This window comes from Micromonospora sp. L32, from assembly GCF_052068055.1.
Taxonomy (GTDB): domain Bacteria; phylum Actinomycetota; class Actinomycetes; order Mycobacteriales; family Micromonosporaceae; genus Micromonospora; species Micromonospora purpureochromogenes.
In genome coordinates, this window is sequence record NZ_JBQHDD010000019.1 from 1 (window position 1) to 12,884 (window position 12,884).

The window sequence follows — 12,884 nt, forward strand, 5'->3', positions numbered from 1 at the left end:
TTTCGGCATGGCAGACATCCTTCCAGCGAGGAACGCATCCTCACAGGTCAGGAGTCAACCGAACTGGGGGCAGTCCCCTCACCAGCATGGCAGCCAAGAAGCGATCTGTAATCGGTGGTGTCGACACTCACCGCGACATGCACCACGCTGGGATCATCGACAGCACGGGCGGGCTACTGGGCGACGCTGAGTTCCCGGCGACCACCGCCGGTTATGCGGATCTGCTGGCCTGGATGCGTTCCTTCGGACGGATCATGGCCGTGGGCGTGGAGGGCACCGGAAGCTACGGCGCAGGCCTGGCCCGTCATCTGACCAGCAAGAAGATCGCCGTCATGGAGGTGGACCGGCCAGACCGCCGTGCCCGCCGCCGCCAGGGCAAGTCCGACCCCATCGACGCCATCGCCGCCGCCCGCGCGACCCTCGCCGGCACCGCCATGGGCACTCCGAAGACCCGCACCGGACCAGTGGAGGCCATCCGCGCCCTCAGGGTCGCTCGTCGAGGAGCGGTCAAGGCCCGCACTGCCGCCTTGAATCAGATGCGCGGCCTGGTGGCCGCTGCCCCCGAACCTCTGCGAGCCCACCTGACCAGGGTCAGCGCCGCCGTGCTGGTCAGCCGATGCAGGGCACTGGCCTACGACCCTGCAAGACTCCACGAGCCGGAGCACGCCACCGCGGCAGCCTTGGTCGGGCTCGCCCGACGAGTCACCGCCCTCACCGACGAGATCGCCCTCCTCGACCGGCAGGTGACACCCATCGTCCAGAAAGCGGCACCCCGCACCAGCGCCCTGTTCGGCGTCGGCCCCGAGGTCGCCGCCCAGCTGCTCACCACCGCCGGCGACAACCCCAACCGACTCCACTCCGAAGCGGCCCTGGCCCACCTCTGCGGAGCAGCACCCATCCCCGCCAGCTCCGGACGGGTACGCCGCCACCGCCTTCACCGAGGAGGCGACCGCGGCGCCAACCACGCCCTACACACCATCGCTCTCTGCCGCCTGCGCTACGACCAACGCACCCGCGCCTACCAGCAACGACGCATCACCGAAGGCCTCAGCAAACAAGAGATCCTCCGCTGCCTCAAGCGCTACATCGTCCGCGACGTCTACACCGCCCTACGCGCCGACTTCGCCGCTCTCACCCCTTGACCTCCATAGGAGCATCAGTGTGAGGTCGGGCGTCACCCGGTCCACAGCAAGGCCGCTGCCCGCGTAGATGAAGAAGACTGGCAATCCCCTGAAACCGTAGAGACGTCAGTATGGTGATCTTGAAGGTTTTTTGGATCTTGGTTGGGGTCTGGGGCCACCCGGCGCGTTAGCCCAGCGGATAGACGTTGGCGGCGTCCACGGCGGCCTCGCCGGACGAGGTGACCCGCCAGCGGCCCGCGTGACGCTCGATGAGCCCGTGCGCGGCCAGCGCGTGTAGCCAGGCGCGTTGATGCCCCTCGGCGACGACGCCGGCCGGCGGCTCGAGTATTTCGGCGCCGCGGGCGATCGACCGGAGCAGGCTGCGCAGCCCCGCCCGGCGGGCGCTCCGGTAGTACTCAAGCTCCTCGGCGGCTGCTGGGAGCGTCTCGGCCGCCGCGCCGAGCGTCTCGGCCGTCCCCGACGGCTGCACGGGGAGGAACACCGCGAGGACGGGCCGGCCGTAGGGCTGTTCCGGCAGACGAGCGGTGTAGATGCTGAGGGCGAGGAAGCGGGCGCCGGACGGGACAGGGATGTTGGTGGACCTGTCACCGGTGGTGATCGGTTCGTCCGTGCTGAAGCCGCCAGTGGAGAATCCGTAGAAATAGTCGGTTCCGAGATCGTCTTCGAGGAATGCCTGCCAGGCGTAGCTCCGGCGGCCGTGCTCCCGGAGCTCGGCCACGCTGAAGCCAGGGCATGCCCGGTAGCGCAGCACCACACGGTCGGCGCCCAGTTCCAGCGTGTCGAGTTGGAGGGTGCGGCCGGGCAGGACTGCGGCGCTGTCGATGGCGACCGGCAGCGTCCGTGGTCCCTGGTGCGACTGGTTGGGGTTTTGCCACATTGAGTCCACCTAGCTCCCACTGGATTCGGCATTGGGCGGGCCGCTTCGACGCCGGAAGCCGCCTATGCTGCGATCTTCCGATCCCGCCGACGCCGCGCGAGCTGTACGACTAGCAGAACCGCCGAGCCAACGGCGACCGCCATCGCCAGCAAGGTAGTCCCGAAATCAGGACCGTACAGCGCGAGCAGGATCGTCCCCTGATGCTCCGTCTTGATCAGGCACCCGGCGTCCGTCATCGTGCTCCCGGTCCACCCGGACACGCCCGCGCCGTTCTCCAGGCATCCTCGCGCACGGGCGAGATCGTGCAGACCCCAACCGGCGAGGGTTACGCCGGCCAGCATCAGCCCGGCCAGAAGGGCGGCGGCAAGAGTCTGAGCGCGAGACATGTACACATCATGTCTAATGCGCCCAGGCTCGTTTTTCCAAGGTGCCGGGCTGGCTGACGTCCGTCGTCGCCAGGCTGATCCAAGACCCGGAGCATCGTGGGCGACTCGCCACCGACGAGCCCGCGAGCACCTCGACCCCTGTTTAAGTTCGTAGACCCCGATTAGCGGGCCGGCCAAGGTCTCCAGAAGAGGCTGTGTGGGCGTCGGAAGCGTCAGCGGAAAGTCAGCGAGAGCCCTGACACTGGTTGATAGCCGCTAGCAACGGGCGATGGGCGCTGGGCATGGGCGACTGGCGTTGCCATCAGTCGCCTACGCTCAGCGCCCGCTACTCGCCTTTGCAATTCGGTGGTCGGCGATCGCTTCCGGCCGGCGGTCGGGGCAAGCACCCGGCGTGCCATTAGCGTGCCATTGGGCGAGGACACCAGGGGCCAGCCGAGGCCACGCGAGACTGCCGAGACCAGGCCGCCAAGCCCGTGGCCCGCCGGAGATCGACAATTCCCAAGCTGACAGTCTGGGAGCCAGGCGTGGGAGCCACCGGGGCGGACTGGACCGGACGGGGCGGGACCGATCGAGTTGCCGAGCGCTTGAGGACCAGGACCAGGCGGACGACATCGGACGGCCTAGACATGGTCTTGGGAATCTACGGATCAGATGGCCGTACAAGTGGCCTCCTACATCAACCTGCGGCTGGACCAGGCTCGTCCTCACCTGCGATCAGCCGAGCCGCATCGTCTGCTACCTCCTTCCAGACTGTCAGGCCTTCGGCCTCGAACGCCTCGGCGAGAGCCTCCCGCACCTCTTCCACCGACCCACTATGGGTCAGGCGGGCCTTCGCAAGAGCTGCCTCATGCTTCTTCACCCGCGCCTGAATATCTGGCATGGCCTGTTCATATCCGGCCGGCTCCGGCGTCCCGTTCCTCTGGACCATAAGCATCAGCATGCCGGAACCCCTGCGGTACGGAACCTCGTCCGCCGGGCGCCGGTGGCTCTCGGTCCCGGCCGCGAAGCAGTCCAGGGGCCCTCAGTCCTCATCCAGTCCCTAATAGGTTGGCCCTCGACCGCCGACGCTGAGAGATGCCGAGAGGGGTTTCCGCAGGCCAAGCCGGGTTCGGGCAGGTAGACCGAGGTGGGCAGTTTGATCTCGTAATGCGTAGGTCGACGGTTCGATTCCGTCAGGCGGCTCGGTGCAGAAGCCCAGGTCAACGGCCTGGGCTTCGCCGTTTCCCAAGGTCGATCACGTCGCCGATGGCCGTGCCAGTCTGCAAATAGTCCGCATCCCGCGCCGCGACCGCTTCGTCCAGCCGGTTGGCAACGGCGTCCAGGTCGTCGCCGAACAGCCCCGCGTACACGTCAAGGCGGCCCGCAAGCGGGCCGCGCCGGCCGGCCACGCTTGGAGACGACCAGGACTCGAAGACCTCGGGGCTCCGCCCCGAACCCCGACCCTCAGAGATCCGCCAGCGAGGCCAGGTCCGCAAGAGGTCCACGGACGGCGAGGGAGTGGTGAGAGATACCGAGAGGCGTTTCCGCTGCTAGAGCGCGAGCATCGCCGCCGCGACCTCACCGGCGGCCGCATCGGGGATCGCCGTCGCGGCCCGTTCGAGCACGAGCAGCCGCGCACCGGGGATCTCGCGCGCGAGCGCTTCGCCGTTGCCGACAGGGAAGAACGGGTCCCGGCGACCGTGCACCACCAGCGACGGGATCGCGAGCTCGGACAGGCGCTCGCGCCAGCGCGGCTTGCAGTCGAGCTTGGCGAACACCATGCCCAGGTGGTTGGCCATCTGCACCGCGGGCTCCGTGCCCGGCGTGCGGTCCCATCTGCGCTCGGCGGTCGCGCGCGCGGCGACGGGGTCGTCACCGAGGATCTCTGCGCCTGCGGCGGCAAACTCGGCCACCGCGGCGCGGTCGGACCAATCGGGCATCGAACGCGAGAACAGCCGGTCCATCGTCGCCGCGTCATGGTCAGGCAGGTCGTCGTCGACCGGGCCTGGAGCGACGGGCCGCGTTCCGGCGAGGGTGAGCGCCGAGAACGCGTCCGGGTGGTCGAGCGCGGCGACCTGGGCGACCATCCCGCCAACGCCGATGCCTGCCAGGTGCGCCGGCCGGTCGTCGAGTTCGCGGGCGAGCGCTGCGGCGTCGGCTGCAAGATCGCGCAGCGTATACGCCGGCGCCTCGGGATCGACGGTGGTCGACGCGCCGGAATCGCGCAGGTCGTACCGCACAACGTGGCGCCCGCCGTGCGCGAGCGCCTCGCAGAGTGCGTCGGGCCAGGAGAGCATGGTCGTGCCGCCCGCGAGCACAACGAGCGGCGCCGCCGTGTCGCCGAAGTGCTCGACCCCGAGCGTGACGCCGTCCGCCTCGACCGTCGTCATCACGCCTCCGCCGTCGCGATGACGCCGCCGGACGTGCAGAACGAGTGGGCCGTCGGATACATCATGACCCTCCAGGGCGGCGTAGTGGACCGGTGGCGCGGGGACGGCGGCACAAGCTACGCGTCCCCGCCGGTGGTATGCGTCGCGTTGAACGTACGCGACTGGGGTTGGCTCTCAGAGATGGACAACTGGCGGGGCGGAAACTCATCGGGACCCTGTCCGCAAGGGAACGATGACCGATCAGCCGCCCTTGCCCCATGGCTCGAGCAGTACAACACTCCACGGCGTCACACCGCACTCGGAGGACTTCCGCCGACCAGCCGCCTGTCACCAACGTTATGGCCGGGTACAGCTAGAGGTCCATACGTGCAGCTCGCCGGGTCGCTCAACTTGATCTCATAATTCTCCGGTCTCCGTGCCATCCACGTGCCGGTAGCCGGTACCTCGGACGGTCACCAGGGGGCACGAACGGTCACGCGCTTCCTGCCTTGACCTGGCCCACCAGGTCCTTGGCGGCCGTGTTCTTCGTCCTTCCAAACTGACGCTCACACCGGATTACCTGTAGGGGGCGTAGTGGACGCTGCGGGACCAACGCCGCCAGAAGGGTAGCGGCAGGCAGCCGGCCGGCGCTTCGCCTCCGATCTCGGTCTCCACTGATCCATCGGCGAGCGTGACCGAGACGGCCGAGCGGCCCGGAGCAAACACCTCCCGGACCCTGCCGGCGATCACTGAGCGAGCGATGTCTTCGAGCAGGGCGACGTCTTCAGGGCCGGCTTCCAGTTCCCATCGGCCGCCGTTGTCACCGACCCCCAAGATGAGTTCATCGGAGAAGTCCGTCCATCCGAAGGCACGAGCATCGGGGTTACTTGGTGTGACGCCCACCGATATTCCGCCCTCGACGCTGTCGACCTCCACAGTCGCCACCCCTGCCAACTCCTGTGCCAACTGCCTCGCTACTTTCAGAGTTGGTGTCCGGGCCGGCTGGTCGGTGTTGGGTTCGTCTTGGCCGTGCTCATCCATCACGCGGTCAGTTTGCCAAGTATCAGGGGTAGGCGGACGCTGCGGTCACCTCTGCCCGTCTCCTGACCGTGAGCGGTCCGCATCTGGTCCGCAAGAGGTCGGCGGACGGCGGGGGAGTGGTGTGAGATGTCGCGAGGCATTTCTGCTGCTGGGCCCGCATGTGCCCAGGTCGGCGGGGCGGGCAACTTGATCTCGTAATGCGTAGGTCGACGGTTCGATTCCGTCAGGCGGCTCCGTAGAAAAGCCCAGGTCACCGGCTTGATCGCCGATCATGACCTGGGCTTTTTCATGCCGGTCGTGAAGCCGAGGACCGAAGCGAGCAGCCAACGCCGCACTCACCCGACCACGGTGGCCACCGTTGGCGTACCGGCATCGCTCCCCGCTTCCACCTCATGGACCAGCCCGTGACCGCGGCCAAGCTGTCCGCTGCCCGAAGACGCCATCGGGGCATCACATCCATGAGGGATTCGAGAGGTTTTGTAGTTTCCAGGGCATTTGGGCAAGGGCTGGTTGAGGATGGGCGGCAGGGCCAGCCAAGGGCGCAGGAACCAGGGCGTTGACACGTCGCCTGCCAACGCAGGAAGAGGAGCCGACAGCATGGACATGAAGCTGGAATTCGTCGTGCTGCCCGTTGCCGACGCGGGACGGGCCAAGGACTTCTACAAGGCGCTGGGTTGGCGGGAGGATATCGACGTCGGCGAGGGGGATGGCCGGGTGGTGCAGATGACACCGCCCAGGTCGGACTGCTCGATCATGTTGGGCCCCAGCCTCACCACGGCCGCGCCCGGTTCGATGCAGGGCCTGTACCTGGTCGTGGACGACATCGAGGCGGCCCGCGCCGAGCTGGTTGGCCGCGGCGTCGACGTGAGCGAGGTCTTCCATGCCGCAGGCGGTGGCTTGCCCCTTGCGAACGGCCAAGGACGGACCCCCGGGCTGGCTCCGGACCGGGCGAGCTATTTCTCGTTCGCATCGTTCAACGACCCGGACGGCAATGGCTGGTTCCTCCAGGAGGTCACCACGCGCTTCCCCGGCCGGCTGTGGTGAGTGCCGGGCCAGCGCTTCTCCAGGATGAATGAGCAGGCCGGGCGCACCCGCCCCCGGGCCGGGAGCGAGCGCCGGCAGCAGCCAGCGCGTAGCGATCTTGCGGGGCCTCGCGGTCCGGGGGCCGAAACGGTCCCCGGACCGCCTTGACGTCAGAGCGTGAGCTGGCTCCACGTGTGACCGCCGTCGGTGGTGCGGTACACCGCGGCTCCCGACCATGCGGGGCCACCCCAGACCACCACGCCGTGCGTGGCGTCCTGGAAGTCCAGGTCGAGCATCGGGAGCTGCACGTCGGGGATCGCCAGGGGCGTCTCCCACGTGGCGCCGTTGTCGAAGCTGGCGTGCAGCCAGCTCGCGCCCGCACCGACGCCGGCCACGACCGTGCTACCGGCCGAGGTCGTCGCGAACCCGGTGGTGATCCCCGTGGTGGGCGCGTACCCCAGCACGACGGGGGCCGTGCCGCCTACCGACTCGACCAGTTGCTTGTGCATGTAGCCGCGCTCCGGTCCGAAGCTGCACATGCCCTTGACGTCATCGGGCTCAGTGCTGCTGAGCCGTACCGCGTCGTACGCCGAGCAGACCGGCTGGACCTCGGTCCAGGCACTGCCGTCGGCCGCCGACCACATCCGGATCGACGTGTGGATCACGCCGAGGGCGACGTAGACGGCCGAACCGTGGGTGGCGATGTCCCACCCGCCGCTGCCAGGTACCGCGACGCCGGCCACCGGCTGCCAGTTGTCCGCGCCGAGGGGCGACGAGTAGAGCTGGGTGGTCCTGGTGCTTCCGATTCCGTAGGTGACGATCGCGTAGGCGTACCGGTCGGTCGAAGCCAGCTTGGCGATGCTGACCGAGCCGACAGCGCCGGACAGCCGCACGCGCCGCCATGTGCCGGCACCGTCGTGGGTGGCCATGAGAACCTGGCCGTCGGTGGTCCACCCGTCGAGCTTGTTGGCGAAGTGGATCTTCGTCTGGTCAGGTGTGGACGACACCCGTGGGGCGGTGTGCTGCTGCCAGGTCTGCGCGCCGTCCGCCGTGCTGACCAGGGTCGGGCATGAACCGGCCCGGCACGGTGCGAAGCCCAGCACCCAGCCGTCGGCGGCGCTGGTCCACGAGGTGGACGTGGGAGCGAAGCCGGCAGGTACGCCGGCGGTGGACACCGTGGTCGGGGTCGCCGCCGGTGCCCGGTCGGTCGTGCTCGCCGAGGCGACGGAGGGAGCCACCAGCACGGCGAGGGCCGTCGCCGTGCCGACGGACGCGGACAACCGGGAGTACCACGATCTGCTGGTCGGCGGTGTGCCAGCGATGGCGGTGCGTCTCACGCTATCTCCAACCTTGTTGATCAATCGGTGAGGGACGGTCGTGAGTGAAGGGAACTGGTCAGCTTCGACGTGAGCAATGGTTGGCGGCCGGCACGTTGGTGCCATGGCGCAGGCCGGCCACAATCCAGCCCTGGCATCCGAGGCGAACACCCCTGGCGTGCTGTGCCGCAGGTCGAAAGGAGTGGTCCCGACCGGCGGTCGCGGCGACGAGATGTCAGGCGCCCTGGCGAGATTGAGGGAAGGGGGTGGCCTCCGCAGGAAAGATCCCGCCCAAAGTCGGTCGCTGGTCGCGCAGCGCCGCTCCCGGGCCGATCAGCCCTCGATCGCCGGCCGTGATCCGCAGGCAGCCTCGATCAACTCTGCCACTGCTCGGCGAGCAGGCCGTAGATCAGCGTGTCCGTCCACTCGCCCTTGGTCCAGTGGTCCCGGCGCAGGTGCGCCTCCCGGACCATGCCCACCCGTTCGCACAGCCGCGCCGACGCCTCGTTGCGGGCATCGACGTGAGCGATGACCCGATGCATGCCGCAGTGCGCGAAGGCCACATCGATGACCGCGCGAACCGCCTCCGTGGCGAACCCGCGGCCGGAGACCGCCGGGTGGAAGGCCCACCCCATCTCGCCGCGGGACAGCGTCTCGTCGGCCGGCCACAGGATCACATCGCCGACGACCTCGCCCTCGTGCTCCACCACCACCGCGAGACGGGACTCCGGCCCGGTGATCCCTGTGCTGGTGAGCCGCTTGGTGACCACCGTGGTGGCGAACTCGCGCGTCCACGGCTCCCACGGGATGTAGCGGGCGACGAGCGGGTTGCTGTAGTACGCGAGCAGGGCATCCACGTCGTCGGCCCGGTACCGGCGGAGGACCAGTCGCTCGGTACGGATCGGCAGTGCCAGCTCAGACATGCTGCCCAGTATCAGCTCTGCGGTTGGTCGGCGCGGTCGCGGGCCGAGCACGCTCCAGCGGATCACGCCCTGATGCGAGTTGCCCGTCTCACCCGCAAGTGCAACGTCGCCAACAGCCCGGCGAGGATCAGTGCGGCCAGCGCCAGGGTCACGGTGCCCCAGCGGACGACGGCGCCCGTTGACGGTGTGATGAGAACGAGGGCCGCGGTTGCCTCCTGGATGAGGAGCAGGAGGACACATGTGCTCGCCAGGATGTTCTCCGCTACTCCCTGGGCACTGTAGACCCGGGTACGCATGATCGGAGGCACGTGGAGTCCCGCCAGTTCTCGTTCTCCGTAGCCTCCGGTTTCCTGCTCAAGGTTCGCGAACAGCTTCTGCCGGAGAAGTCGGATCTCCCGGTCGTAGAAGCGGAGCACTGCGCCGAGCTTACGAACCGCCGCATAGATGGCGAAGCTGACGATCATCAGGATGAAGCAGAGCAACGCACCACCCAGCACGACGAGGTCGGTGTCCCTGCGGTCTTGCGTGGCGATGCTCGTGAGGAGGCCAGCCGAGGCGAGTAGTGCGGTGAAGAAGAAGCCGAGGTACTGCCCGCGCTGTGTCTCCAGGTGGCGATGGTGCAACCAGTTCTGGTTACTCTCGTGGATCAGTGCCGCGCTGGCGAGGCGTTCCCGCTCGGCCCGGCGGCTGGCGCTCTGCCACACACCCTTCATGCGTCGATGACACCAGACCTCGGCAAGGGGACACGGGAAGCTGTGGCGGCCGGGTCACCCGTGCTCGGCGTAGAGCGGCGATACGTTGCGCCGATGGGGCGTGGCCGAGCGTGCGCCCCGCTGACGGCCAGGCGGGGCGGCCGCCCCTACCCCACGTACAACGAGTTGAGGTATTCCGGGCCGTAGCGGCGCTCCAGGTCGGCCAGGCTCTCCGCGGTGTTCTCGACCTCCTTGATCAGCCTGGCCCGGGTCGGCAGCACGTCCGGCTGCCAGGTCTCCGGCTGCCACAGCTCGGAGCGGAGGAACGCCTTGGAACAGTGGTAGAAGATCTGCTCGACCTGGACTTCGATCGCGAGGATCGGCCGGTGCCCCTTGACCACCATGTCGTCGAAGTACGGGGCGTCCCGCAGCAGCCGCGCCCGGCCGTTGATCCGCAGGGTGTCGGTCCGGCCCGGGATCAGGAAGATCAGGCCGACGTGCGGGTTGTCCATGATGTTGCGGTAGCCGTCGGCCCGCCGGTTGCCCGGCCGTTCCGGGATGGCCAGGGTCGTCTCGTCCAGCACCTTGACGAAGCCGGCCGGGTCGCCCTTGGGCGAGACGTCGCAGCTGCCGTCCGACCCCGCCGTCGCGATCAGGCAGAACGGTGAGGCGGCCAGCCACTGCCGGTCCCGTTCGTGCAGCACGACGCGTTCCTTGGCGACCGCCCGGGGCATCGCCGCCCCCAGCAGGTCGCGCAGCTCCTCGTGCGAGGTGATCTCCACCGTCACGTCCGCCTCCCCCGTGCGTTGACCCCGGTGGCGGCCCGGCCGGACGCCGACCGCCGTCCGTCAGCCTAGGTGGGCGTGGCGAGCGCGAGGTTTGCCCACCGGAGCGGCGGGTACCGGCTCACACAGCGCCCCCGAGCCGAGCAGTGGAGGCCCACCATGGAGAGCCGTCTGAAGGTGCTCGGGCACCCCGTGCACCCGATGCTGGTGATGTTCCCGGTGGCGCTCCTGGTCGTCGGCACGCTCTTCGACATCGTCGACACCGTCGGTGGCCCCGACTTCCTCGGCGAAGTGGCGTACTGGAACATCACGGTCGGCCTGGTCGGCGGCCTGCTGGCCGCCGCGGCCGGGACGTTCGACCTGCTCGCCATCCCGGCCGGCACCCGCGCGAAGCGGGTGGCGCTCACCCACGCCGCCGCGAACGTGGCGGTCATCCTGCTCTTCGCCGCCGTCTGGGCGGTCCGGCTCAACGCCGACTCCCGGGCGGCCGGGGGCGCGCTGATCGCCATCGAGGTGGTCGGTATGGCCATCCTCGGCGTCAGCGCCTGGCTCGGTGGCGAGCTGGTCGACCGGCTCGGTGTCGGGGTCGACCGGGAGGCCGGCCTCGACGCCCCCAGCTCACTGCGGCCCCCGGCGGCCACCCAGCGGATCGGAGACGTGCGATGACGGAACAGCCCGGCGGTTTCGGCCGCGGATGGCGGGGTCGGCAGCAGGGCTGGGACCCGATGGGGGAGCTCCAGTCGCTGCGGTCGGAGCTGAGCCGGCTGGTCGGCGGCCGGGGTGGCACGTCGGACGTCCAGCTGACCGAGACCGCCGACGGCTGGGAGGCGGTCGTCCGGCTGCCCGGCGTGGCGCCGGAGGAGGTCGCCGTCGAGCTGGACGAGCGGGAGCTGTGCGTGCGCGCCCGCTCCGAGGCGGAGGTCAACGCCGACCACGGCATCCCGGGCGGCTTCGAGACCCGCGGCTTCGAGTATCGGATCGACCTGCCGTCCCGGGTGGACCCGGACGCCATCGACGCGGTGATGGACCACGGCCTGCTGCGGGTCCGCCTGCCCCGGGCGAAGCGGGCCGCGCCGCGCACCATCACCGTCGGCCGCGCCGTCCACCGCGGCGGTCCGGCCGCCGTTGGTACGGGCAGGCTCGCCGATCCGGCGGCGGACCGGGAGATGCACCACCCGGACACCACCGCCGAAGAGATCGACCGGCTGTAGCGTTCGGGTGGCCACCGCGTCCCTGCTCGGCCCGGTCGGCGAGCGCGTGCCCGACGTGCGGCGCATCGCCGTGCTGCGCGCCAACGCGCTCGGCGACTTCATCTTCGCGCTGCCCGCGCTGGAGTCGCTGCGGGCCGCGTACCCGGAGGCGGAGATCGTGCTGCTCGGCGCGCCGTGGCACGCGAAGCTCTGGCGCGACCGGCCCGGTCCGGTGGACCGGGTGCTGGTCGTCCCGCCGGCCCCCGGCATCCGCGACCCCGGCCCCGACGAGCCGCCCGCCTCCATGGACGACTTCCTGGAGCGGACCGCGAAGGAGGGCATCGACCTGGCGGTGCAGGTGCACGGCGGCGGGGCGAACTCGAACCCGCTGATGAGCCGGCTCGGCGCCCGGGTCACCGCCGGGCTGCGCGCCGAGGACGCGCCGCCGCTGGACCGGTGGATCCGGTACGTCTACTACCAGCACGAGGTGATCCGCTACCTGGAGGTGGTCGCCCTGGTCGGCGCGCCGGCCACCACCGTCATCCCCGCGCTGGCCGTCACCGACGCGGACCGGGCCGAGGCGCTGGCGGTGCTCGGCGAGCCGGACCGGCCCCGGGTGGCGCTGCACCCCGGGGCCACCGACACCCGCCGGCGCTGGCCCGCCGGGCGCTTCGGCGAGGTCGCCCGGTCGCTGCACGGCGACGGGTACGAGGTGCTGGTCACCGGCACCCCCGCCGAGCGGGAACTGGTCGACGCGGTGGTCGTGGCGGCCGGCGTGCCGGTACGCCCGCAGGTCGGCACGCTCAGCCTCGGCGGGTTGGCCGCCGCGTACGCCGGGTGTGAGCTGGTGATCTCCAACGACACCGGCCCGCTGCACCTGGCCGGCGCGGTCGGCACCTCGACGGTCGGCATCTACTGGCTGGGCAACCTGATCAACGGGGCGACGCCGCTGCGCGCCCGGCACCGGCCGATCGCCTCCTGGACCACGCACTGCCCGGTCTGCGGGGTGGACTGCACCCCGGGGATCTACCCGCACCGGCCGGGCGACGGCGAGTGCCCGCACCGGGACTCGTTCGTCACCGACGTGCCGGTGGTGGAGGTGCTGGAGGCGGCCGCCGAGCTGCTCCGCCCGGAACCGGGCGCGCCGCGCTGACCTGCTTC

General features: G+C 69.9%; 15 protein-coding genes and 1 pseudogene. 6 read left to right on the top strand and 10 right to left on the bottom strand.

The annotated features are described in order from the left end of the window. Nucleotides 1-86: 86 nt before the first annotated feature. The gene (locus ACTMTB_RS30230) at nt 87-1,142 is read left to right on the top strand and encodes an IS110 family transposase (protein ID WP_441149540.1); all 1,056 of its coding nucleotides are present in this window, start codon (nt 87-89) and stop codon (nt 1,140-1,142) included. A gap of 166 nt (nt 1,143-1,308) precedes the next feature. Here ACTMTB_RS30230 and ACTMTB_RS30235 read toward each other — a convergent pair whose 3' ends face one another. The 5 genes from ACTMTB_RS30235 to ACTMTB_RS30255 all read right to left on the bottom strand — a co-directional run bounded on the left by ACTMTB_RS30235 (nt 1,309) and on the right by ACTMTB_RS30255 (nt 4,774). Beyond that, nucleotides 1,309-2,019: a hypothetical protein gene (locus ACTMTB_RS30235; RefSeq protein ID WP_441149541.1), complete on the bottom strand. Its 711-nt coding sequence runs from the start codon at nt 2,017-2,019 to the stop codon at nt 1,309-1,311. Between the two features lie 62 nt (nt 2,020-2,081). Further along, the gene (locus ACTMTB_RS30240; protein WP_441149542.1) at nt 2,082-2,405 is read right to left on the bottom strand and encodes a hypothetical protein; all 324 of its coding nucleotides are present in this window, start codon (nt 2,403-2,405) and stop codon (nt 2,082-2,084) included. Between the two features lie 676 nt (nt 2,406-3,081). Then, the gene (locus tag ACTMTB_RS30245; protein WP_441149543.1) at nt 3,082-3,345 is read right to left on the bottom strand and encodes a hypothetical protein; all 264 of its coding nucleotides are present in this window, start codon (nt 3,343-3,345) and stop codon (nt 3,082-3,084) included. Nucleotides 3,346-3,604: 259 nt separating this feature from the next. Then, nucleotides 3,605-3,793 carry a hypothetical protein gene (locus tag ACTMTB_RS30250; RefSeq protein WP_441149544.1) on the bottom strand — a complete coding sequence of 63 codons (189 nt, stop codon included), beginning with the start codon at nt 3,791-3,793 and terminating at the stop codon, nt 3,605-3,607. A gap of 141 nt (nt 3,794-3,934) precedes the next feature. Further along, complete coding sequence (locus ACTMTB_RS30255) at nt 3,935-4,774, bottom strand: alpha/beta fold hydrolase (protein ID WP_441149545.1); 840 nt, start codon at nt 4,772-4,774, stop codon at nt 3,935-3,937. Nucleotides 4,775-5,002: 228 nt separating this feature from the next. On the opposite strand from ACTMTB_RS30255, the pseudogene ACTMTB_RS30260 reads away from it, so the two are divergent. Beyond that, nucleotides 5,003-5,110, top strand: a pseudogene (locus ACTMTB_RS30260) (integrase core domain-containing protein); the annotation flags it as partial. Nucleotides 5,111-5,329: 219 nt separating this feature from the next. On the opposite strand, the gene ACTMTB_RS30265 reads toward ACTMTB_RS30260, so the two are convergent. Further along, a complete protein-coding gene (locus ACTMTB_RS30265) occupies nt 5,330-5,797 on the bottom strand; it encodes a hypothetical protein (protein WP_441149546.1) in 468 nt (155 codons plus the stop codon). 594 nt (nt 5,798-6,391) lie between these two features. Here ACTMTB_RS30265 and ACTMTB_RS30270 point away from each other — a divergent pair. After that, nucleotides 6,392-6,838, top strand: coding sequence for a VOC family protein (locus ACTMTB_RS30270; RefSeq protein WP_441149547.1), 447 nt, complete (start codon nt 6,392-6,394; stop codon nt 6,836-6,838). A 149-nt stretch (nt 6,839-6,987) separates the two neighbouring features. Here the strand turns inward: ACTMTB_RS30270 and ACTMTB_RS30275 are convergent, their stop codons facing one another. The 4 genes from ACTMTB_RS30275 to ACTMTB_RS30290 all read right to left on the bottom strand — a co-directional run bounded on the left by ACTMTB_RS30275 (nt 6,988) and on the right by ACTMTB_RS30290 (nt 10,536). Next, entirely contained in the window at nt 6,988-8,097 is a 1,110-nt protein-coding gene (locus ACTMTB_RS30275) for a hypothetical protein (RefSeq protein ID WP_441149548.1), read from the bottom strand. A 410-nt stretch (nt 8,098-8,507) separates the two neighbouring features. Next, entirely contained in the window at nt 8,508-9,056 is a 549-nt protein-coding gene (locus ACTMTB_RS30280; RefSeq protein ID WP_441149549.1) for a GNAT family N-acetyltransferase, read from the bottom strand. A gap of 62 nt (nt 9,057-9,118) precedes the next feature. Then, on the bottom strand, nt 9,119-9,769 hold the full coding sequence (locus tag ACTMTB_RS30285; protein WP_441149550.1) for a hypothetical protein: 651 nt from the start codon (nt 9,767-9,769) through the stop codon (nt 9,119-9,121). Between the two features lie 146 nt (nt 9,770-9,915). Continuing rightward, nucleotides 9,916-10,536, bottom strand: coding sequence for a pyridoxamine 5'-phosphate oxidase family protein (locus tag ACTMTB_RS30290; RefSeq protein ID WP_441149551.1), 621 nt, complete (start codon nt 10,534-10,536; stop codon nt 9,916-9,918). 156 nt (nt 10,537-10,692) lie between these two features. On the opposite strand from ACTMTB_RS30290, the gene ACTMTB_RS30295 reads away from it, so the two are divergent. The 3 genes from ACTMTB_RS30295 to ACTMTB_RS30305 are packed head-to-tail and all read left to right on the top strand — an operon-like array spanning nt 10,693 to nt 12,876. Further along, the gene (locus ACTMTB_RS30295) at nt 10,693-11,199 is read left to right on the top strand and encodes a DUF2231 domain-containing protein (protein WP_210776454.1); all 507 of its coding nucleotides are present in this window, start codon (nt 10,693-10,695) and stop codon (nt 11,197-11,199) included. Continuing rightward, on the top strand, nt 11,196-11,744 hold the full coding sequence (locus ACTMTB_RS30300) for an Hsp20/alpha crystallin family protein (RefSeq protein WP_441149552.1): 549 nt from the start codon (nt 11,196-11,198) through the stop codon (nt 11,742-11,744). The genes ACTMTB_RS30295 and ACTMTB_RS30300 overlap by 4 nt, the downstream gene beginning before the upstream one ends. A 7-nt stretch (nt 11,745-11,751) precedes the next feature. After that, on the top strand, nt 11,752-12,876 hold the full coding sequence (locus tag ACTMTB_RS30305; protein ID WP_441149553.1) for a glycosyltransferase family 9 protein: 1,125 nt from the start codon (nt 11,752-11,754) through the stop codon (nt 12,874-12,876). The last annotated feature ends 8 nt before the right edge of the window (nt 12,877-12,884 follow it).